Annotated in this window: 17 protein-coding genes; 9 read left to right on the top strand and 8 right to left on the bottom strand. The window is 62.6% G+C overall.

Translation table 11 applies throughout. The features are described from left to right. The first annotated feature begins 102 nt into the window (after positions 1–102). Positions 103–2286 carry a sodium-translocating pyrophosphatase gene (locus NMQ16_RS01790; protein ID WP_257078767.1) on the top strand — a complete coding sequence of 728 codons (2184 nt, stop codon included), beginning with the start codon at positions 103–105 and terminating at the stop codon, positions 2284–2286. Between the two features lie 57 nt (positions 2287–2343). On the opposite strand, the gene NMQ16_RS01785 is transcribed toward NMQ16_RS01790, so the two are convergent. From NMQ16_RS01785 to pip, 4 genes are all read right to left on the bottom strand, one after another. Next, complete coding sequence (locus tag NMQ16_RS01785) at positions 2344–3150, bottom strand: serine protease (protein WP_257078766.1); 807 nt, start codon at positions 3148–3150, stop codon at positions 2344–2346. 420 nt (positions 3151–3570) lie between these two features. Further along, positions 3571–4209: a response regulator transcription factor gene (locus NMQ16_RS01780; RefSeq protein WP_257078765.1), complete on the bottom strand. Its 639-nt coding sequence runs from the start codon at positions 4207–4209 to the stop codon at positions 3571–3573. 20 nt (positions 4210–4229) lie between these two features. Next, positions 4230–5576 (bottom strand): ATP-binding protein, encoded by a 1347-nt coding sequence (locus tag NMQ16_RS01775; protein WP_257078764.1) that lies wholly within the window; start codon positions 5574–5576, stop codon positions 4230–4232. Then, complete coding sequence (gene pip / locus NMQ16_RS01770; RefSeq protein ID WP_257078763.1) at positions 5573–6544, bottom strand: prolyl aminopeptidase; 972 nt, start codon at positions 6542–6544, stop codon at positions 5573–5575. The genes NMQ16_RS01775 and pip overlap by 4 nt, the downstream gene beginning before the upstream one ends. Positions 6545–6630: 86 nt before the next feature. Between pip and NMQ16_RS01765 the strand changes: the two genes are divergently transcribed. Both NMQ16_RS01765 and pqqA read left to right on the top strand, forming a co-directional pair. After that, positions 6631–7776, top strand: a complete 1146-nt coding sequence (locus NMQ16_RS01765; RefSeq protein ID WP_257078762.1) for a class I SAM-dependent methyltransferase — start codon at positions 6631–6633, stop codon at positions 7774–7776. 117 nt (positions 7777–7893) lie between these two features. Then, a complete protein-coding gene (pqqA, locus tag NMQ16_RS01760) occupies positions 7894–7968 on the top strand; it encodes a pyrroloquinoline quinone precursor peptide PqqA (protein WP_083224124.1) in 75 nt (24 codons plus the stop codon). Positions 7969–8072: 104 nt separating this feature from the next. Here pqqA and NMQ16_RS01755 read toward each other — a convergent pair whose 3' ends face one another. Beyond that, positions 8073–8894, bottom strand: a complete 822-nt coding sequence (locus NMQ16_RS01755) for an AraC family transcriptional regulator (RefSeq protein WP_257078761.1) — start codon at positions 8892–8894, stop codon at positions 8073–8075. 124 nt (positions 8895–9018) lie between these two features. Between NMQ16_RS01755 and NMQ16_RS01750 the strand changes: the two genes are divergently transcribed. Together NMQ16_RS01750 and NMQ16_RS01745 are read left to right on the top strand one after the other, a co-directional pair. Continuing rightward, positions 9019–9447, top strand: a complete 429-nt coding sequence (locus NMQ16_RS01750) for an organic hydroperoxide resistance protein (protein ID WP_257078760.1) — start codon at positions 9019–9021, stop codon at positions 9445–9447. A 44-nt stretch (positions 9448–9491) separates the two neighbouring features. Then, a complete protein-coding gene (locus NMQ16_RS01745; protein WP_257078759.1) occupies positions 9492–10442 on the top strand; it encodes an alpha/beta fold hydrolase in 951 nt (316 codons plus the stop codon). A 702-nt stretch (positions 10443–11144) separates the two neighbouring features. Here the strand turns inward: NMQ16_RS01745 and NMQ16_RS01740 are convergent. The 3 genes from NMQ16_RS01740 to NMQ16_RS01730 all read right to left on the bottom strand — a co-directional run bounded on the left by NMQ16_RS01740 (position 11145) and on the right by NMQ16_RS01730 (position 14131). Further along, positions 11145–11660, bottom strand: coding sequence for a hypothetical protein (locus NMQ16_RS01740; protein ID WP_257078758.1), 516 nt, complete (start codon positions 11658–11660; stop codon positions 11145–11147). A 135-nt stretch (positions 11661–11795) separates the two neighbouring features. Continuing rightward, on the bottom strand, positions 11796–12677 hold the full coding sequence (locus NMQ16_RS01735) for a hypothetical protein (protein ID WP_257078757.1): 882 nt from the start codon (positions 12675–12677) through the stop codon (positions 11796–11798). 107 nt (positions 12678–12784) lie between these two features. Further along, positions 12785–14131 (bottom strand): FRG domain-containing protein, encoded by a 1347-nt coding sequence (locus tag NMQ16_RS01730; protein WP_257078756.1) that lies wholly within the window; start codon positions 14129–14131, stop codon positions 12785–12787. A gap of 888 nt (positions 14132–15019) precedes the next feature. Between NMQ16_RS01730 and NMQ16_RS01725 the strand changes: the two genes are divergently transcribed. The 4 genes from NMQ16_RS01725 to NMQ16_RS01710 all read left to right on the top strand — a co-directional run bounded on the left by NMQ16_RS01725 (position 15020) and on the right by NMQ16_RS01710 (position 20499). Continuing rightward, complete coding sequence (locus tag NMQ16_RS01725; protein WP_257078755.1) at positions 15020–15442, top strand: hypothetical protein; 423 nt, start codon at positions 15020–15022, stop codon at positions 15440–15442. 124 nt (positions 15443–15566) lie between these two features. Further along, positions 15567–16652: an HlyD family secretion protein gene (locus NMQ16_RS01720; RefSeq protein ID WP_257078754.1), complete on the top strand. Its 1086-nt coding sequence runs from the start codon at positions 15567–15569 to the stop codon at positions 16650–16652. Next, positions 16649–19372 carry a ribosome-associated ATPase/putative transporter RbbA gene (gene rbbA / locus NMQ16_RS01715; protein ID WP_257078753.1) on the top strand — a complete coding sequence of 908 codons (2724 nt, stop codon included), beginning with the start codon at positions 16649–16651 and terminating at the stop codon, positions 19370–19372. The genes NMQ16_RS01720 and rbbA overlap by 4 nt, the downstream gene beginning before the upstream one ends. Next, positions 19372–20499 carry an ABC transporter permease gene (locus tag NMQ16_RS01710; protein WP_257078752.1) on the top strand — a complete coding sequence of 376 codons (1128 nt, stop codon included), beginning with the start codon at positions 19372–19374 and terminating at the stop codon, positions 20497–20499. Before rbbA ends, NMQ16_RS01710 begins: the two co-directional genes overlap by 1 nt. The last annotated feature ends 181 nt before the right edge of the window (positions 20500–20680 follow it).

Here is a 20680-nt window from a genome sequence, read left to right as displayed (position 1 = left end):
CGGGGAGGCGGCGCCCGGCGATCCACAAGATCGCTGCAGCTTTCGGATGTCCTGCTCACGCGGGGTGTCCATCTGGCGCAGTAAAACAAGGGGGGAGGGGTGATGTTGTCGTCCGGTCTGATATTCGCACTCGTGTGTTCGGTGGTTGCCATCGCGTATGGCGCCGTATCCAGCAAGTGGATTCTTGCTCAACCCAGCGGCAATGAGCGCATGCGCGAAATTGCCGATGCAGTGCAGGTGGGCGCCCAGGCCTATCTGAACCGGCAGTACCGAACGATTGCCATCGTCGGCGTCATCCTCACCGTGGTCCTGTGGCTCACGCTCGGCACGTCGACCGCCGCCGGTTTCGTCATCGGCGCGGTGCTGTCGGGGGCGGCCGGCTACATCGGCATGAACGTGTCCGTGCGCGCCAACGTGCGTACGGCGGAAGCCGCGCGCAAGGGCATTTCAGAAGCGTTCGACGTCGCCTTCCGCGGCGGCGCCATCACCGGCATGCTGGTGGTCGGCATGGGTCTGCTGGGGGTGGCAGGCTATTACGCGATCCTGAAAGGCTCCGCCGCGCATGACGCGACGATCGATCAGATCATCCATCCGCTGATCGGCCTGGGCTTCGGTTCGTCGCTCATTTCGATCTTCGCGCGCCTCGGCGGCGGCATCTTCACCAAGGGTGCAGACGTCGGCGCCGACCTGGTGGGCAAGGTCGAAGCCGGCATCCCGGAAGACGACCCGCGCAACCCGGCGGTGATCGCCGACAACGTGGGCGACAACGTCGGCGACTGCGCAGGCATGGCGGCCGACCTGTTCGAAACCTATGCGGTGACCATCGTTGCCACCATGCTGCTCGGCTCGCTGCTGCTCAAGTCCAATGCCGAAGCGGCGGTCATCTACCCGCTGGCGCTGGGCGGCTTTTCGATCATTGCGTCCATCATCGGCTGCATCTTCGTCAAGGCGAAACCGGGCCAGAAGATCATGGGCGCGCTGTACCGCGGCCTGATCGTGGCGGGCGTGCTGGCGACCATCGCCTTCTATCCGCTGACCACCGCGCTGATTCCCGACGACGCGCTGAATGCCGTCATGGGCATCGACGGTGGCGCGCAGATGCGGCTCTACCTTGCGGCACTGGTGGGTCTGGCGCTGACCGGCCTGATGGTGGTGATCACCGAGTACTACACCAGTACCGAGTTCAAGCCGGTGCGCCACATCGCCGAAGCGTCGACCACCGGTCACGGCACCAACATCATCGCCGGCCTCGGCGTGTCGATGAAGTCGTGCGCCTGGCCGGTGCTGTCGGTGTGCGCCGCGATCTGGGCGGCCTACACGCTGGGCGGTCTGTACGGCATTGCCATCGCGGCGACGTCCATGCTCAGCATGTCCGGCATCATCGTGGCACTCGATGCCTACGGTCCGATCACCGACAACGCCGGCGGCATTGCGGAAATGTCGGATCTGCCCGCTTCGGTGCGTGCAGTGACCGATCCGCTGGATGCCGTGGGCAACACGACCAAGGCCGTCACCAAGGGCTATGCCATCGGCTCCGCCGGTCTGGCCGCACTGGTGCTGTTTGCCGACTACACGCACGCGCTCGAAGCGGTCGGTCACAGCGTCACCTTCGACCTGGCCAACCCGGCGGTCATCATCGGCCTGTTCATCGGTGGCCTGATCCCCTACCTGTTCGGTGCCATGGCGATGGAGGCGGTGGGCCGTTCGGCCGGCGCGGTGGTGGTCGAAGTGCGCCGCCAGTTCAAGGAAATCCCCGGCATCATGGAAGGCACGGCCAAGCCGGATTACTCGAAGGCGGTCGACATGCTGACCGTGGCGGCGATCAAGGAAATGATGATCCCGTCGCTGCTGCCGGTGCTGGTGCCGGTCATCGTGGCCTTCGGCATGGCGTTCCTGATGGGGCCGGAAGCCGGCGTGCAGGCGCTCGGCGGCCTCCTGATGGGCACCATCGTGACCGGCCTGTTCGTCGCGATTTCCATGACCACCGGCGGCGGTGCGTGGGACAACGCGAAGAAGTACATCGAGGACGGTCACTTCGGCGGCAAGGGTTCCGAAGCGCACAAGGCCGCGGTGACCGGCGACACGGTCGGCGATCCGTACAAGGACACGGCCGGTCCGGCGGTCAATCCGCTGATCAAGATCATCAACATCGTCGCGCTGCTGATCGTGCCGCTGCTGCCGTCGGCCACTGGTGCGGTCGTCGGCGCACAGCCGTCGGTGACGCCGGTGGTGCAGCAGGCCGTCGTGCAGGTTGCGCAGGTGCCGGTCGTTCCCGCTGTACGCTGAACATCTGCAGTGAGTAAAAGGCCGGCCCGGATTTCCGGGCCGGCCTTTTTTCTGCAGTCAGCGCGGCGGCAGACGGCTGGCGCGCACCGCGGCTTCGATCGCCGCACCATTGCGCGGCTCGGCTTCGACCCATTCCTGGGTGACGGCCTGCAGGCGGTCCCATTCCTGATCGTTTTCGTGCTGGATGGCGCGCAGGAAGAACGGCTTGTCCGCTTCGGCTGCGGCCCAGAAGGGCGGCGTCGTGGCGGCGACCGGCAATTCGACGTCCTGTGCATTGTCCAGCCCGGCCTGCATCCATTCGGTCGGCACCGCGAAATGGCGCTTCATGCCCGGGATGAAGAAGGTCAGCACGCCGACCAGACGGCCTTCGGCGTCGAACAGTGCGCCACCGGATGCGCCTTGCTGGAACTGGGCGTCGGTTTCGATCACCACGGCGTTGTCCATCTCGTGCAGTGCGGTCACCTGCCCGACGCTCATCGACAGCGCCTTGCCGCCGGAAAATCCCATGGCATGGACTTCGTCGCCGATCTTCAGTGTGCGCGACGACGACACCTCGACCGGACGCGCCATCGGCTGGGCAATGCTCAGCAGACACAGGTCGTGCCGCGTATCGACCGAGCGCGCCTGCGCCGGCACGCCGGTGCTGCCGCGCGCGACGATGACGTTCTGCGCGCGGCCGACGACGTGGCAGTTGGTGATCACATGTTTCGCGTCGAGCTGCACGCCGGTGCCGCTGTTGATGCGGCCGTCCGGGGCCGCGGCAAGGATTTTCACCATGTGCATCGAAAGCTGTATGTAGCGCTCGGCGCTCGCCTGGGCGCCGGTGGCAAACAACAGCATCAACAGCAATCCGGGGATGCGCATGATGATTCTCCTTGCAGCCGTCCGGCACTGGATGAAGGCCGGCGGCGATGAATGGACTAACGGAACATGTGGTGGAACCTTGTGGGTTTTTTAACCGTGGTGCGGTGCACAACACTAAGCGTAAATCGTGCCAAGTCCTCGTGTCTGTGCGCGAGGGCACTCACGTCCGGGTCCTGTAAACACGGTCTTTGTGGCAGAGACGACGTCACAGGGCGCAGTGCAGCCGGTTTTGTGCGCTGCCGCATGATTGACGTGTCGGACAAAGGATGACGATCGCCCCGCTGGAGCGTTGAAGTCTGCGACGCTCAACCCTCGGACGTTGCAGATTGCCACTCGGTACGGGCGGGAAAACGGTGCAGCGGACGCTGCACCGTGAGGCAGAGTGCCCCGTTGTGGTGCGGTTGCCGCGGCGGGCCGGATTCAGGCTTCGATCAGCCCGTTGCGCAGCGCGATCAGTGTCAGCTCGGCCTGGTTGGAAGCGCCGAGCTTCTGCTTCACGTTGTACAGATGGGTGCCGATGGTCGAGGTCGACAGATGCAGGGTTTCCGCGATCTGGTTCACCGACTGGCCGCGCGCGAGGTGGATGAACACTTCGAATTCGCGTTCCGACAGCGCCTCGACCGGGTTCTGTGCGCCGGTCACGTCCTGCATCGCCAGCTTCTGTGCGATTTCGGCGTCCAGATACATGCGTCCGGACGCCACCGTGCGCACCGCGTCGATCAGCGCTTCGGGCGCACCGCGCTTCGACAGATAGCCCGTGGCGCCCGCCTTGAGCACGCGCTTGGGATGCGCCGTATCTTCATGCGCCGACAGCGCCAGGATGCGGACGCCCTTGTCGCGCGCCGTCAGGCGGCGCACCGCCTCGATGCCGCCCATGCCGGGCATCGACAGGTCCATCACCACCACATCCGGCTTCAGTTCGGCGTAGCGCACATAGGCGGTTTCGCCGCTGTCCGCCTCGCCGACCACCTCGATGTCCTCGCACGCGGCCAGCAGCAGCTTGAAGCCCATGCGCACCACTGCATGGTCATCGACCAGCATTACCTTGATCGGGCCCATCGTTTTTTGTCTCCCCTGTCTTATTCGAGTGGCAGCCGGGCCACGACCTGCGTGCCGCCGCCGTCACGCGCCGTCACGTCCAGTTCGCCGCCGAGCGCCTGCGCGCGTTCGCGCATGCCGCGCACGCCGTGATGTCCGCGCTTGTGCGCCCAGCCTTCGGTCAGCCCGCTCCCGTCATCCTCGACTGTCAGATGCAGGAACTGTTCAGTACCCCGCAGCGAAATCATGATTTTCCCTGCACTGGCGTGTTTCAGCGCATTGGTCACGGCTTCCTGCACGATGCGGTAGGCCGCCAGCTTGAACGAATCGCCCGGCGCGTCCGGCAGATCGGACATCTGCAGTTCGAACAGCATGTGCGGATGGTGGCGCCGCCACTCGGCGACCAGATCGTCCAGCGCGTCTTCCAGCCCGAGATTGTCGAGGGCCAGCGGGCGCAGGCGCGGAATGATGCTGTGCATGACGTCGTACAGGTGATCGGCCGTGTCGACGATGAGCTGCGCCGCCTCGGCGCTGCGCGGGTCGCTCTGTGCATCGCGGCGTGCGATCGACAGGCCCATGCTCTTGATTGCCGTGACCGCCTGACCCATTTCGTCGTGCAGCTCGCGCGCGATGTCGCGTCGCTCCTCCTCGATGCGGCTCTGGATGAATTGCGTCAGTTCGCGGTTCTCTTCCAGATGGCTGCGCGCCTCGAGCGCTTCCTGCCGCGCCGTCATGTTGTCTTCGATCGACTGCGCCATGCGGTTGAACGCCTGCGCCATCGAGCCCGCCTCGCGTCCGGGCAGCTCTTCGAGCCGCGTGTGGTAGTCGCCGGCGCGCATCTGTTCCAGCCCGCGAACGATGCGGTTGAACGGCCGCGTCGCGCGCCCGACCAGCCAGAACACCAGCGCATTGCCCAATACCAGCGCGATCGTGCCCGCGATCAGCAGATGCACGGCTTCGTCCCAGCCGTCGAGAATGGCGCGCGACGCGTCGGCCTCGACCACCAGTTTCGCATCGTCCACGAGCGTGATCTCCTGTCGCGGCTTGCGCGGCAGGATGGCGTTCGAATACCAGTCCGGCGCTTCGCGCCCCGCCTTGTAGGGCGACGGCGGCGACGCATACAGTTCGGTGCCGCTGCCGTCGACCAGGCGGATTTCGGTTGCGCGCACGCGTCCCAGCCGGTGCAGGAAGTCGACCAGGGCGGGCGACCCGGTATTGGCATAGACCAGCGTGACGCGCGACAGCAGTTGCGTGGCTACCCGGTTCGCCGCCTCGATCTCTTCGCTGACAGCGCGTCGCGTGCCCATCAGTTCCAGCGTCAGCATCGTGCTGGTGAAGGTCAGGATGACCAGCGCGATCAGCAGATTGAGCTTCAGGCGCAGGCTCATGCGGATGCTCCCGGCCAGTTCGCGAAGTCGCCATCGCGCGCATGGGCATCGACCGCCGACACCAGCAGCGCCGCGCTGGCTGGATGGAAGGGGTCGTGTCCGGCCCCCTGCGCCCAGGCCAGTTTGCTGCCGTGCGCGGTGTGGTGCGCGCGCCATGCGTTCTGCGGCCGGCACACCAGATCGTGGCTGCCATGCACGATGGCCACCGGCAGCCCGTGCAGATGCGCGATGGCATCGAGCACCTTCGCTTCGCCGAGAAAGCAGCGGTGGGCGAGGTAATGCGCCTGCACGCGGTAGCGGTTGCGCAGCGCCGGCCATTCGTCGTCGGTGGGCGCGGCAGGCAGTCCGGTGTGCGGCCAGCTGCCGAGGGCATATTCCCAGTTGCGCCAGGCCAGCACGGCGTGATCGACGCGCGCCGCATCGCCCGACGACAGTGCGCGGTCGAGCCACACGACGATGCGGTCGCGCCAGCGCGCCGGCACCGCCTGCATCAGCGCGCCGTGCGCCTCGGGGGCCAGTGCCGCCGCGCCGTGGAAAAACCAGTCGAGATCTGCGCGCCCGGCGAGAAACACACCGCGCAGGATGAGCCCGCTGCACGCCGCACGCTGGCGTGCCGCCCACACCGCAGCCAGCGTCGAGCCCCAGGAGCCGCCGAACACCAGCCAGCGTTCGATGCCCAGATGGGCGCGCAGCGCCTCGATGTCGGCCACCAGTGCATCGGTGTGGTTGTGGGCGATGTCGCCGCCCGGTGTGCTGCGGCCGCAGCCACGCTGGTCGAACAGCACGACGCGGTCGCGCTCCGGATGGAAGAAGCGGCGCTGGCGCGGCGAGCAGGCCGAACCCGGGCCGCCGTGTACATACAGTGCGGGCAGGCCGTCCGGATTGCCGCATTGTTCGTAGTACAGGCGATGGCCATGCCCGACGTCAAGCCAGCCGGTGTCGTACGGTTCAATCGGAGGATGCAGCATGGGCGGCGCGTGGTCGGGCGATTCGGTCGGGCGTCGATGTTAGCCCATGCATGCCTGCACGACACCGGCCATGTGACAATCGCGCCATGGACGACCGCAACCATCGGGTGGAACAGTACGGGCAGGTGTTCACCCGCGACGATGTCGTGGCGCAGATGCTCGCGCTGCGTCGCAACGCCGGGCGGGTGCTCGAACCTTCGGCGGGCGACGGCGCGTTCTCGTCACGCCTGCCCAATTGCACCGCCATCGAGCTCGATCCGTCGGTGGCGCCTGCCGGCGCGCAGGTCATGGATTTCTTCGACTATCCGACCGCCGAGCGCTTCGACACCATCATCGGCAATCCGCCCTATGTGCGGCACCAGGACATCCTGCCGGCGACGCGCGCCCGGCTGGCCAGTGAGCTGTTCGACCTGCGCAGCAACCTGTACCTGTTCTTCATCGAGAAGTGCGTGCGCCACCTGAATCCGGGCGGCGAACTCATCTTCATCGTGCCGCGCGAATTCACCAAGCTGACCGCCGCCCGTCGGCTGAATGCCTGGCTGTTCGAGCAGGGCAGCATCACCGACTTCATCGAAACCGGCGACGCCCGGGTGTTCGGCGCCTATGTGCCGAACTGCGCGGTGTTCCGCTTCGAAAAGGGACGCGCGGACCGACGCATGCACGACGGCCGGCGCTTTCATTGCGAACAGGGGCAGCTCATGTTCCTGCGCGGCGACTACGGCGTGCCGCTGTCGGCACTGTTCGACGTGCGCGTGGGCGCCGTGTCTGGTGCCGACGACGTGTTCGTGCATCCCGAAGGCAATATGGAATTCGTCTGTTCAAGCACCGTCGACACCGGCCGCACGCGGCGCGCCTTCTTCGATGTGCGCAACGACTGGCTGGAACAGCACAAGGCCCGATTGCTCGCGCGCCGCGTGCGGCCGTTCGGCGAGCACAACTGGTGGCGCTGGGGCAGGGTGCATCACCGCTCGGACGCTGCGCGCATCTACGTCAATGGCAAGACGCGCAAGCCGCGTCCGTTCTTCCTGCATGACTGCCCGCATTACGACGGCGCCGTGCTCGCGCTGTTCGCGCGCTCGCCAGCGCTCGACATCGCGCGGGCCGCGAGCCTGCTCAACGATGCGGTCGACTGGGAAGAACTGGGCTTCGTGTGCGACGGGCGCTTCCTGTTCACGCAGCGCAGCCTGCAGACCTGCGTGCTGCCGGACGACTTCCGCGCCTTGCTCTCATGAAAATCCTGAGCCTTCTTTCGTGACCGGCCCGAGGTGACGCGCCGGCGGTCGGCGCAGTATTCAATCCATGCACAGCGCGTTGCTGTGAAGCGAAGCGAAATCATCGAGGAGACACACATGAACTGGCAAACCCCGAAGGCGACCGACCTGCGTTTTGGCTTTGAAATCACGATGTACATCGCCAACCGCTGAACACGGCGTTGCGACAAGAAAAAGCGGGCATTGCCCGCTTTTTTCTTTGGTGCGTCGCGAATGCCGCATCAGGACATGCGCCGACGCATCTCCCACCCCCTTCTTCACCGCTTGTGCGCCTCGCGCCATTGCCGCGGTGACAGCCCGGTCTGTGCCTTGAAGGCACGCGACAGCGCGGCTTCTCCTCCATAACCGACTTCATCGGCGATCAGCGCCAGCGTTCGCCCCCGACGCAGTGCCTGCTCGGCCAGGCCGATGCGCCAGCGCTGCAGGTAGGCACCCGGCGTGCAGCCCACGGTGTCGCGAAACGCATTCGCAAAAACGCTGCGCGACATGCCGGCACGCGCGGCGAGCGCCTCCAGCGACCAGTCCTGCGCCGGTTTCTCGTGCATTGCCACCAGCGCAAGGCGCAGGCGCGGATGCGACAGTCCGGCCAGCATGCCCGCGCCGGTCTGACCCGCTTCCATCAGGTGTCTGAGCACCTGCACCAGCAGCACTTCGAACAATCGATCCAGCACCGCCTGACGGCCGCAGTACTGATTTGAAGCCTCGTCGAACAGCAGATCCAGCACCGGTCCCGCACCGAGGATGTCGTCCAGCGCCAGGCAGGTGAAATCCGGCAGCGCCGCGGCGATCGGATTGGCGGCGCCGCCGGAGAAGTGCATCCGCGCGCACGCAAAGTCGGCGCCGCGTGTCGGGTCGGTGACGAAACGGTAGGCAAGCGGTCGCGGAAACAGCAGCAGGCTGGGCCGGGTCACGCGCTCGATGCCGCCCGCATGATGCACGTCGGCTTCTCCGGCGCGGATCAGGTGCATGCGGCCGCTGTCACCGGCGTCCAGTTCGGTGAGGCCGCACAGCGCGCCGGTGTTGAACACGCGCGCGCTGACCGAAAAGTGCGCCAGCAAGGCTTCGAGTCTGTCGGTCATGGTGGGCTTCGATACTCCAGGTGAAGTTTTCAGGACTATACGTTGCGTTTGGTATCGAACTCCAGCGCAAAGTTCGTTCTGCCAACCGGCATTGCCTCATTCACCCCATGCACAGGAGTCAGCCATGTCCATCGAAAAAGTCCTCTACACCGCCCAGGCCACTGCCACCGGAGGCCGCGAAGGCCGCGCCGTATCGTCAGACGGCGTGCTCGACCTGCAGTTGTCGACCCCGCGCGAACTGGGCGGCGCCGGCGGTGCCGGCACCAATCCCGAGCAACTGTTCGCCGCCGGCTATTCGGCCTGCTTCCTCGGCGCGCTGAAGTTCGTCGCCGGCCAGAACAAGGTCGCGCTGCCGGCCGACACGCAGATCACCGGCCGCGTCGGCATCGGCGCCATCCCGACCGGCTTCGGCATCGAGGTCGAGCTGACCATCGCCGTGCCCGGCCTGCCGCGCGAACAGGTCGAAGCGCTGGTCCAGAAGGCGCACATCGTGTGCCCGTACTCGAACGCCACCCGCGGCAACATCGACGTGACCCTGGTCATCGCCGACTGAACTTCCCGAACCGACATCGTCCCCGACACAGAAAGGAAACCATCATGAAAGCCATTCGCCAAGCCCTCGCACTGACCGTGCTGGCCGCTGCCCTCGCAGCACCGACCCATGCCGCCGAGCCCGTCAAGGCCGCGACCCGCGCCGCTGCCGTGGTCAAGAAGACCGAAAGCTACGTCACCACACGCGACGGCGTGCAGCTTTACTACAAAGACTGGGGACCGAAGAACGGCCCGGTCGTCACCTTCAGCCACGGCTGGCCGCTCAGTTCCGACAGCTGGGAATCGCAGATGCTGTTCCTCGCGTCGCAGGGCTACCGGGTGGTCGCCCACGACCGGCGCGGCCACGGCCGCTCCAGCCAGCCGTGGGACGGCAACGACATGGACCACTACGCCGACGATCTGGCCGCCGTCATCAAGGCGCTTGATCTGAAGGACGTTACCCTGGTCGGCTTCTCGACCGGTGGCGGCGAAGTGGCGCGCTACATCGGCCGTCACGGTACGGCCCGTGTGAAGAAGGCGGTGCTGGTCAGTTCGGTGCCGCCGATGATGCTGAAGACCGCCGACAACCCGGGCGGCTTGCCGATCGAAGTGTTCGACGGCATCCGCAAGGGCTCGCAGGCGAACCGCTCGCAGCTCTATCTGGACATCGCATCGGGTCCGTTCTACGGCTACAACCGTCCGGGTGCGCAGCCGTCGCAGGGGCTGATCCAGTCCTTCTGGGCGCAGGGCATGCAGGCAGGCCACAAGAACACCTACGACTCGATCGCGGCGTTCTCGGCCACCGATTTCCGCGCCGACCTGAAGAAGTTCGACGTGCCCACGCTGGTGATCCACGGCGACGATGACCAGCTCGTGCCGATCGACCTGTCCGGCAAGGCGTCGGCCGCGCTGATCCGCAACGCCGAACTGATCGTCTATCCGGGTGCGCCGCACGGCATCACCGACACGCACAAGGATCGGCTGAATCAGGATCTGCTGGATTTCGTCCGCAAGTAAGGCTGTGCGAAACCCGGTCCTGCGAAGCGGGCCGGGTTTCGTGGTTCAGTGGCGGGTGAGCTGTGGCAGTGACAGACCCGCTGAATAAATGGAGTCTGACCCCGTTGACGGAAAATCGTGGTCTGTCCCCTATTGTTAAATATAAACCATGGTCTGTCCCCTATTACTCCATTGTTCTCAGGTGGATGTGACGCTACCAACAACAAACAGCACGGTCAGCACCCAAAGAATTGAGGAAGTTCTTCGCGTAAGCGATCTCAAGTCTCGTGTATTCAAAAAAAGAGTGAAAACGCACGCAACTGCGATGCTAGCTATCAAGAGTCCTCCAATCTGACCGAGGAAGAACCAAGGGGACGGGAATTCTCGACCCGCTTGAAAGTATTCGGCTGTGAAGACAACAGCGCACACTGCAATGAAGTGTCGGGCGAACCAAACTCTAAGCGGCAGCGAACCAGCAACAGATGCATCATTCATATGAAATATCCCAGTTGCGAAAAATGGGGACAGACGAGAATTTCCGTGTGTCTTGAGAAATTCAAACCGTGGTCTGTCCCCTATCACCCCGTTCAAGGTAAAGGGCTTTGGCGAGGTTCTGTATTCAAACTACGCAAACAGAGAACGAGCCGAGGTTTCAATATTTGGAAAAATTGGCGTCCGCCCCATTAATTAGCTGTTAGTTATTCGTTGTTGGCTATTGGTTTCTTATGTAGCAGCGCTGTCAAATACATTTTTGCTCATACTTGGGTTTTTGAATAACACAGCAAGAAATTTTCCAGGATAATGCGTTTCTATAGAGGAAACCATTTTTTTATACACATCTTCGCAAACAGAATCCAGGTCAAAAGAGCTAATAGAAGAATTGAAGTCTGATATCGGCTGAGATAGTTTCTGGGGGCCGACTCGCTTGAAAACAACAGCTGCAAGCACTCTGTTGCCGTGAACAAGGACGCCCCACCTCGCGCCACTTTTCTTGGAGATGCTTAGCTTTTTCCTATCAATCCAGCCTTCAATCTCCCGAAGGAGAACTGTGGCATTAAATGCCTTTGCACCACTGGTTGAAGGATTAAATAATGCTTTAGGACAATAGGGGACAGACCACGATTTTGAAAACTGAAATGTATCCGTGGTACGTCCCCTATTGTTTGCGCGTTGAAAACGCGTTGAAAACGTGGTCTGTCCCCTATTTTTCTGTTTTTGTTTATGTTTTCCACCTCTCACCAGCCTTCATTCTCAAGCCGCTTGATGATTGACTTTTCCGGCTCTCCAAGCAGGATGCCACGGACAATCGCGGACAATCGGGGACAGACCACGATTTTGAAAACTAAGATGTTATTCGTGGTCTGTCCCCTATTGTCATTTTTCTTTCTTAAAGTTCATAAGTGTCGATAATGCCTTGGCCAATTCGGCTTCGTCTTTCAGCGCCTGAGACAGTCGTTCAGAAAGCTCGCTCAGAACTATACGAATGCTGCCCGCCAACTCGAGGCATTGCTCATCTGAAAGCGCGTGGACGCCCTCACTCAATGCACTATGGAGTAACTGAATCGGGCTGTGGCCGTTAATCAATAGGCTCTCAGGAATGACGTCTTTTGCCATATTGAGGGCATTGCTAAATTGTGTTTCCTCAATCGCCTTCTTGAGTGTTGCGATCTTTTCGGCAGGCGCTGAGAGTTTCTCAGACACTTTTACAATCTCAGTCAAAATTCGATTCTTCTGATTTTCGACCACCCGTCTGTAGTAAATGAAGGCGCCTATACCTAAACCTTGGTTCTCACACCTGCGCCCCTTGAGGAAGTCGTCTCTATCGGGGCCGATAAGCTTGATGAGCTTGGGAGGGGTGGGCGGGCCAAACGGTGGTAGTTCTCCGAATTTGCACAACTCTCCTGTCGGCTTAGCATCTTCGTCGAGCTTTACCGCGAGTGCGAAGGTTTTCTCGTTATCTTGGCAGTTCGAGCAACGATACGTGACATAGATAAATTCGAAGTCCTCTTTCAGACGTTTTCCGTACCCGGAAGCGCAACGGAAAAAGCGGACGCCGTTGCATGAATCGCTTCCGCAATGCAATTGGATTTCCGGCGTTCGCATTACATCCGTATATCCAACGTTCGACACATGTTTGTACTCGGACAGATCCGAGATATGTGTTAGTTGGTTTGGTGGACAGGACTCGAGGAAATCCGAAACGGATTGATATTGGATTTCCTGTTGCACTTTTTCTGGGTGCTGTTCAGCGCTCATTGTGTGTTCCTGTTGCGGGCTAACGCCAGCGGTAAGCTGCGCCGCAAGGAGCAAAGCGACTGGAGGGAACCCAAAGCGCAGCTCTTGGCGTCAGCCTGACCAAACAGTTAGATTTTTTCTGGCGGATGGAAAGCATATCTCTGCGCAACATATTTTGCTGAGTTCTCGATGTATGGGAATACTGTGCTCTCATTTATGTTCAGCAAGTCAAGCTCCTCCAAGATGGCCACCTTGTTGGTAACAGAAATTCGAGAAACATTAATTTCCGGCGTACCTTTCTCATCCAGAATTGCATCAAGGCCAAAAAGAAGAAATGCACCGGATTGCGAGTGAATTCGGTCGTTGCTCTTTTTGCTCTTAACGCAAATTATCTTTTGCAGGTGCGCAGGGATAATTTTTTGTTCAAAAAATGGCTTTTCTTCACGAATAAAGTGAGTGAGCCGTTTGATGGCGGGTTGCTCATTGAATTTGCTCTCGTCTGTGATCGACGTGTCTATATTATTTTTTTCAGACTTCGGCAACCTTGCTAAATTTGCTATGCAACTCGCGGTATCCGAGTCGAAATATTTCACCTGATCTCGCTTCAGTGTGAATAAAATTACCTCTCCTTCCTCCTCGTCTATATATTTTCCATCCACTCTTTTGCCAAATTTTGATTTGCATGCAAAGTAGAGTGCGATGAGTGGATTTGAAGTGATATCCAAAAGTCGCGTGGGCAGCGAGTAATGCTGCATACGCACTAATCTATCAAGGGTGTAGTCATCAGCCGAGAAATCCATAGAATTGGATATTATGAGCTCCCTGTAAAGTATGTGCTCGTTGTGTAGATACATATAGTTCCCACTTTCGTCCTTTCGAAACAAAGACGGTTCGAGCATATATTTTTTCTTGTCAGAGTGCCCCCTGTAGAAGACTTCGATTCCATCCTTGGCCTTTTCGGATAGAACTTTCCCAATGAATCCTTGAACCGTTGTGACGCGAGAGGATTGTGCTTTAGAGTCGCTATGCCTTCCCGCAGGGGAGGGCTTTGGCTGCCACTCCTGAAAATCGCGATCAATAACTCCAGCGGCCTTGAGTCGATCGAAAAGATTCTCTTCTTTTATTGCCCAGTGCGTTCGATTCATTTCCCACTCTCGGATATCAAGAAGTGGCGATATTTCCTCTAGTTTGCTTGGGTCAATTGAATCCGGTAGTGTAAAAAATTCATACTCAATCAGGATGCCCCTGCCACGCTCTTTGATTGAGGTTATCTTTCCAATTTTTACGCCGCCCATGTAACCTTCATACGCAAATAGGCATGGAAGGCTTTTGATTGATTCAATTTGCTTTTCGCTAAGGCCTTTGTAAGCAGATACGATTTTTTCAGTTGTGTACTCTAAGAACCGGCTTCTGTCGAATTGATAGAACGGTGAATCCCAAGCATCTTGAGCGGACGTGACGAGTAAGTTGTACATACGTATCTTGTGAAAATCTAACGTGGAAGTGAGCGGCCTGCGCGGCTTTTCGCGCAGGTCCGCTCGACTGCAGGGTTAGCCATGGCTTTGCTAATACGGCGCAAGTGACTTTGCCTCCGGAATGAACCATGGGTCGTGCCCATCAATGGAGTAAAACTCCAGTTGCGACAAGGTGCCTTGGTTCTCAAGCAGTACCGCGGCCACAAGGCCACCAGTCGAATCTCGCCCGGAAAACGAGACGAGATCGCGCTCTCGAACGCCTTCGGTGTGCGGACGAAAGAAGATTGTCGGGCACCGCCCACAACCGCAACGCCCGACTACGACAAGGCTCGGCAATTGGGATTTGTACCTTTCGTCGAGAGAAGTAGCTAGGCGTTCGACAACCGAGCGCTCAGCCTCGGACAGGGCGCGTGGTTCCGTCTCAGCAAAGAAGGGGACGGCAGAGCGCAGGATTGCCATGGCTAACTGTGTTTCGGGCGCAGTTTTGCGCCATAACTATGGACGGTGCCGGATAAACACAAAGGATTCTCATGGGGGACTTCGTTTGTTTTCAGTTGGTTGGGGCGTAGTGTGCCGGACAACTACCTTTAAAACGAACACAAAAAACCTCACCCCTTATATGTCAGGCAAGTGGAGCATGTCCACAGTGTCTGTTCCATCAGTCATTCATCCGAGTGGTGAGGCGGTTGGGTGCGCACCACTGCGCACGGTCTTTCGGGCGACTTCTCCCTTTCGCACCTGTGCGGCCAGGGTAGGGGGCCGTGGCCATGGTAGTCACATGCTTCGCTGCTTTTCGAAGCAGAAGCTTGACGCATGCCTCGGCATGCCGCGCTGTCAGCGGATAGATTGCGGCCTTTCCTGCTTCTTTCCGGTCTCGCCGCCGCACATATGAACGCTTCCACCTTGTCACCCCTCCAGACCGAATGGTCCACGCTGCAGCAGGACCACGAGCGCCATGAGCGTTGCGCGGTCGGGATCAAGGTCGTGGCGGTGGCGCTGACCGCGGGTGCCGCGCTGTTCGGTTTTCCGTTCGAACTGGCGGCGCCGCTGATGGTCATCGTCTGGGTGATCGAAGCGATGCTGCGCACGGTGCAGGGGCGCCTGGGTCAGCGATTGCTGAAAGTGGAAACGCTCATCGCCGACGGGGCGTCGGAGTACGCGGCCTGCCAGTTGCACACCGAGTGGCAGGCGACGCGCCCGGGCGCGGCGGGGCTGTTGATGGAGTACGCGAAGAGTGCGCTGAAGCCGACGGTGGCCTTCCCTTACCCGCTGCTCATCATCCTGTTGTTCGTGCTGTCGCTGCCGGGCTGACGCCCGATTCGTCGCGCCGGCTTGCCGAAGGTCAATACACGCGCGTCGGAGACGCGCACTATGGGCGGCGAGGCCGTACGCCGGCCGCCTGTATTGATCCCTCGCTTGTTTCCGGACCGCCCGAATGTCAGAACCCCGTTCACGCCCCTGGCTTGTGCCGATCGCCATCGTGCTGCTGGCCATCGCAGCCTTCTTCGCGTGGAAGCACTTCCAGTCGCCACCGCCGATCGACGCCTTCGCCTCGGGCAACGGTCGCATCGAAGCGACCGAAATCGATGTCGCCAGCAAGACGGGCGGGCGCCTGGCCAGCGTGACGGTGCGCGAAGGCGATGATGTGAGCGCCGGGCAGACCCTTGCCGGCATGGATGTGCGCGCACTCGAGGCGGAACTGCACATGGCCGAAGCCCAGGTCGCGCAGGCGAAGGCGGCGCATGTGGCGGCGATCGCGGCGGTCGCCCAGCGGCGCAGCGACGTCGCCACCGCCGGCGCGGTGGTGGCGCAGCGGCAGGGCCAGATGGCGCTGGCCGAAAAGGACATCGAACGCACGCAGCAGCTGGTCGACAAGGGGTTCATTTCTGCGCAGAAGCTCGACGTCGACCGCACCGCGAAACAGACGGCGCAAGAAGTGACGCGAGCCGCTGTGTCGCAGTTGCAGGGCGCGCAGTCGTCGATCGAGGTGGCCCGTGCGGCGGTGGCGCAGGCGGCGGCGGCGGTCGAGGCCGCGCAGGCGCGGGTCGAGCGCATGCGCGTGGACCTGCAGGACGCGGTGCTGGTCGCGCCGGCCGATGGCCGCGTGCTGTACCGGCTCGCCGAGCCGGGCGAGGTGCTGCCCGCCGGTGGCAAGGTGCTGACGCTGCTCGACATCACCGACGTCTACCTGACGCTGTTCCTGCCGACTTCGCAGGCCGGGCGCGTGGCGATCGGCAGCGAGGCGCGCATCGTGCTCGACGTGCGGCCCGACATTTCGATTCCGGCCAGCGTGAGCTTCGTGTCGCCGCAGGCGCAATTCACGCCGAAGTCGGTGGAGACGCGCACCGAGCGCGAAAAGCTGATGTTCCGCGTGCGCGTGAAGATTCCGCCCGAACTGCTTCGGGCGTACGCCAAGCAGGTCAAGACCGGTCTGCCCGGCGTGGCCTGGGTGAGGCTGGACGCCGATGCGCCGTGGCCGGCGACGGTGCCGCCCCCGGTGACCTTGCCCGTTCAGCCATGACCGGAACCGGCGTCGCCCGGCTGGCCGGCGTGGGCCTGCGCTATGGCGATACGGTGGCGCTCGACGCGATCGATCTGGACATTCCGTCGGCCTGCATGGTCGGCCTGATCGGACCGGACGGCGTCGGCAAGTCCAGCCTGATGGCGCTGGTCGCCGGCGTGCGCGTGATCCAGCAGGGCACGGTCGAAACGCTGGGCGGCGACATGGGCAGCCGCGCTCATCGGGAAGCGGTATGCCCGCGCATCGCCTACATGCCGCAGGGGCTGGGCAAGAACCTCTACATGACGCTGTCGGTGTTCGAAAACGTCGACTTCTTCGGCCGCCTGTTCGGCCAGTCATCGGACGAACGCGCGACGCGCATCGCCGAACTGCTCGACAGCACCGGGCTCACGCCCTTCCGCGACCGGCCGGCGGGCAAGCTGTCCGGCGGCATGAAGCAGAAGCTCGGCCTGTGCTGCGCGCTGATCCACGACCCCGACCTGCTGATACTCGACGAGCCGACCACCGGCGTCGATCCGCTGTCGCGCCGCCAGTTCTGGCAACTGATCGACCGCATGCGCGCGCGTCGTCCGGGCATGAGCGTGCTGGTGTCCAGCGCCTACATGGCCGAGGCGGAGCGCTTCGACTGGCTGGTGGCGATGGACGACGGCCGCGTGCTGGCCACCGGCAGTCCGGCCGACCTGCTGGCGCGCACCGGCACGACGGATCTCGACGCCGCCTTCATCGAACTGCTGCCGCCGGACAAACGCCGCGGCCACGCCGCGCTGGTCGTGCCGCCGCGCGTCGTGCAGGGCGACGGCCCGGCCATCGTCGCCGAAGGGCTCACCATGCAGTTCGGCGATTTCACTGCGGTCGATCATGTCGATTTCGAAATCGGTCGCGGGGAAATCTTCGGCTTCCTCGGGTCGAACGGCTGCGGCAAGACGACGACCATGAAAATGCTCACCGGGCTGTTGCCGCCCACCTCGGGCAGGGCGCTGCTGTTCGGCCATGAAGTCGATGCCGGCGATCTCGACACGCGCCGCCGCGTCGGCTTCATGACCCAGGGCTTTTCGCTGTACGGCGAACTGAGCGTGCGCCAGAACCTGGTGCTGCACGCCCAGCTGTTCCACCTGCCGGCGGCGGACGTGGCGCCGCGCGTGCAGGAAATGGTCGATCGCTTCGGACTGGCGGGCTACGTCGACGCGCAGGCCGCCGGCCTGCCGCTGGGCATCCGCCAGCGCCTGTCGCTGGCGGTCGCGGTCATCCACAAGCCGGAAATGCTCATCCTCGACGAACCGACCTCGGGTGTCGATCCGGTCGCCCGCGACGGTTTCTGGCGCCTGCTGATCGATCTGTCGCGCAAGGACGGCGTGACCATCTTCGTGTCGACCCACTTCATGAACGAAGGCGAACGCTGCGACCGGATATCGCTGATGCATGCCGGCCGCGTGCTGGCCAGCGGCAGCCCGGCGGCACTGATCGCCGAGCGCCATGCGGCGTCGCTCGAAGACGCCTTCATCGCCTGTCTCGAAGAAGCCACCGGCGAGGCGGACCGGCCTGCCGCAGCGGCGGGCGAGGCCGTCGCCGCCCGCGCGGCGGGCACCGAACGCCGCGCCTTCAGCCTGATGCGCCTGTTCGCCTACGCGCGCCGCGAGTGGCTGGAAGTGGTGCGCGATCCGGTGCGGCTCACGTTCGCGCTGCTCGGCTCGGTCATTCTCGTGCTGATACTCGGCTACGGCATTTCGATGGATGTCGAGGACCTGAAATTCGCCGTGCTCGACCGCGACCAGTCGCCGGAAAGCCGTGCCTATGTGGAAAACATGGCCGGCTCGCGCTACTTCCTCGAACAGCCGCCGCTGGCCGGCAGCGCCGAACTCGACCAGCGCATGAAGGCCGGCGAACTGAGCGTGGCGCTCGAAATCCCGCCCGATTTCGGACGCGACCTGCGCCGCGGACAGGCGGTGGAAATCGGTGTCTGGGTCGATGGCGCCATGCCGTTCCGTGCCGAAACGACGCTGGGCTACGTGCAGGGCCTGCATGCCGACTTCCTGCAGCAGGCGGCCCGCCGGCAGGTCGGCGCGGTGCAGGAGGCGCCGGCGCGGCTCGACATGCGCTACCGCTACAACCAGGACTTCAAGAGCGTCTATGCCATGGTGCCGGCGGTGATTCCGCTGCTGCTCACCTTCATTCCGGCCATCCTGATGGCGGTCGGCGTGGTGCGCGAGAAAGAGCTGGGGTCGATCACCAATCTGTACGCCACGCCGGTGACCCGGCTGGAATTCCTGCTCGGCAAGCAACTGCCCTACATCGGCGTCAGCATGATCAGCTTCTACGGGCTGGTCGCGCTGGCCGTGTACGTGTTCGGGGTGCCGCTCAAGGGCAGCCTGGTCACGCTGAGCCTGGCGGCGCTCATATTCGTGACGACGACCACCGGCATCGGCCTGCTGATGTCGTCCTTCGCGCGCACGCAGATCGCCGCGCTGGCCGCCACCGCCGTGGTCACCATGCTCGCCACCGTCACCTTCTCCGGCCTCACCCATCCGGTGTCGTCGCTGGAAGGGGCAGGGCGCACGATAGGCACCTTCTTTCCGGCGACCTACTTCCTGAACATCAGTCGCGGCCTGTTCACCAAGGCGCTCGGCCTGCGCGAGGTCTACATGGACTTTCTCGCGATGCTCGCCTTCGTGCCGGTGCTGACGCTGCTCAGCGTGCTGCTGCTGAAGAAGCAGGAGCGGTGATGAAGGTGCGCCTGCTCAATGCCTGGCGACTCGGCATGAAGGAACTGCTGAGCCTGTGGAACGACAAGGTGCTGCTGATCATGATCGTGTGGGCGTTCAGCGGCGGCATCTACACGGCGTCGACGGCGACCTCGCAGGAGTTGCACAACGCGCCGATCGCCATCGTCGACGAAGACCAGTCGGTGCTTTCGTCGCGCATCGCAGGGTCGTTCTACGGGCCGTACTTCAAGCCGCCTGACATGATCACGGAATCACAGGTCGACGCCGGGCTGGATGCCGGCATCTACACCTTCGTGCTGAACATCCCGCCCGATTTCGAGCGCGACGTGCTCGCCGGGCAGCAGCCGGTGATCCAGGTGAACATCGATGCGATGCGCGTCAGCCAGGCCTTCATCGGCGCCGGCTACATCCAGAACATCGTGCTGGGCGAAGTGGGCGAGTTCGTGCAGCACCGGCGCAGCGAGGCGGCAGCGCCGATCACGCTGGCGCCGACGGTCATGTTCAATCCGAACATGACCAGTTCATGGTTCGGCAGCGTGATGGAAATCATCAACAACGTGACCATGCTGTCGGTCATCCTGACCGGCGCGGCGCTGATCCGCGAGCGCGAGCACGGCACGCTGGAACACCTGCTGGTGATGCCGCTCGGCGCCTTCGAAATCATGCTGGCCAAGGTGTGGTCGATGGCGCTGGTGGTGTGGATCGCGGTCGGACTGTCGCTGTATTTCGTGGTCGGCCGGGTGCTCGACGTGCCGATCGCCGGTTCGATTCCGCTGTTCATGGCCGGCACGCTGGTACAGCTTCTGGCCACCACCTCGCTCGGCATCTTCATCGGCACGCTGTCGCGCAACATGCCTCAGCTCGGCCTGATGATGATTCTCGTGGTGCTGCCGCTGGAACTGCTCTCGGGCGGCATGACACCGCGCGAAAGCATGCCGGAGGCGGTGCAGAACATCATGCTGTTCGCCCCCACCACGCATTTCGTCAGCCTGGCCCAGGCGGTGCTCTACCGCGGCGCCGGTCTGGACGTGGTGTGGCCCAGCCTGCTGGCGATGGCCGCCATCGCCGCCGCCTTCTTCGTCGCGTCGCTGCTGATGTTCCGGCGCAGCATCGCGGCACAGGGCTGAAGTGAATGGAGGCGCCCGCCGCGGCGGGAGTCGCTGTGGGAGCGGTTGTGGGAGTGGCTGTGGGAGCCATTGAGGGAGCCACTGAGGGAGCGGCTGAGGGAGCGGCTGAGGGAGCGGCGGCCTTGCCGCGATTGATGCCGCGATGATCGTTGATCAACGCGCCGATCGCGGCGAGGCCGCC

Source organism: Methyloversatilis sp. XJ19-49, from assembly GCF_024580145.1.
Classification (GTDB): Bacteria; Pseudomonadota; Gammaproteobacteria; order Burkholderiales; family Rhodocyclaceae; genus Methyloversatilis.
The sequence above is the reverse complement of the archived record's forward strand: the minus strand, read 5'-3'. Positions and strand labels throughout refer to the sequence as shown.

Excerpts from the sequence above, each read along its gene's own strand:
- NMQ16_RS01790 (WP_257078767.1), top strand. The coding sequence starts at position 103 with ATGTTGTCGTCCGGTCTGATATTCGCACTCGTGTGTTCGGTGGTTGCC.
- NMQ16_RS01785 (WP_257078766.1), bottom strand. The coding sequence starts at position 3,150 with ATGCGCATCCCCGGATTGCTGTTGATGCTGTTGTTTGCCACCGGCGCC.
- NMQ16_RS01780 (WP_257078765.1), bottom strand. The coding sequence starts at position 4,209 with ATGGGCCCGATCAAGGTAATGCTGGTCGATGACCATGCAGTGGTGCGC.
- NMQ16_RS01775 (WP_257078764.1), bottom strand. The coding sequence starts at position 5,576 with ATGAGCCTGCGCCTGAAGCTCAATCTGCTGATCGCGCTGGTCATCCTG.
- pip (WP_257078763.1), bottom strand. The coding sequence starts at position 6,544 with ATGCTGCATCCTCCGATTGAACCGTACGACACCGGCTGGCTTGACGTC.
- NMQ16_RS01765 (WP_257078762.1), top strand. The coding sequence starts at position 6,631 with ATGGACGACCGCAACCATCGGGTGGAACAGTACGGGCAGGTGTTCACC.
- NMQ16_RS01755 (WP_257078761.1), bottom strand. The coding sequence starts at position 8,894 with ATGACCGACAGACTCGAAGCCTTGCTGGCGCACTTTTCGGTCAGCGCG.
- NMQ16_RS01750 (WP_257078760.1), top strand. The coding sequence starts at position 9,019 with ATGTCCATCGAAAAAGTCCTCTACACCGCCCAGGCCACTGCCACCGGA.
- NMQ16_RS01745 (WP_257078759.1), top strand. The coding sequence starts at position 9,492 with ATGAAAGCCATTCGCCAAGCCCTCGCACTGACCGTGCTGGCCGCTGCC.
- NMQ16_RS01735 (WP_257078757.1), bottom strand. The coding sequence starts at position 12,677 with ATGAGCGCTGAACAGCACCCAGAAAAAGTGCAACAGGAAATCCAATAT.
- NMQ16_RS01730 (WP_257078756.1), bottom strand. The coding sequence starts at position 14,131 with ATGTACAACTTACTCGTCACGTCCGCTCAAGATGCTTGGGATTCACCG.
- NMQ16_RS01725 (WP_257078755.1), top strand. The coding sequence starts at position 15,020 with ATGAACGCTTCCACCTTGTCACCCCTCCAGACCGAATGGTCCACGCTG.
- NMQ16_RS01720 (WP_257078754.1), top strand. The coding sequence starts at position 15,567 with ATGTCAGAACCCCGTTCACGCCCCTGGCTTGTGCCGATCGCCATCGTG.
- rbbA (WP_257078753.1), top strand. The coding sequence starts at position 16,649 with ATGACCGGAACCGGCGTCGCCCGGCTGGCCGGCGTGGGCCTGCGCTAT.
- NMQ16_RS01710 (WP_257078752.1), top strand. The coding sequence starts at position 19,372 with ATGAAGGTGCGCCTGCTCAATGCCTGGCGACTCGGCATGAAGGAACTG.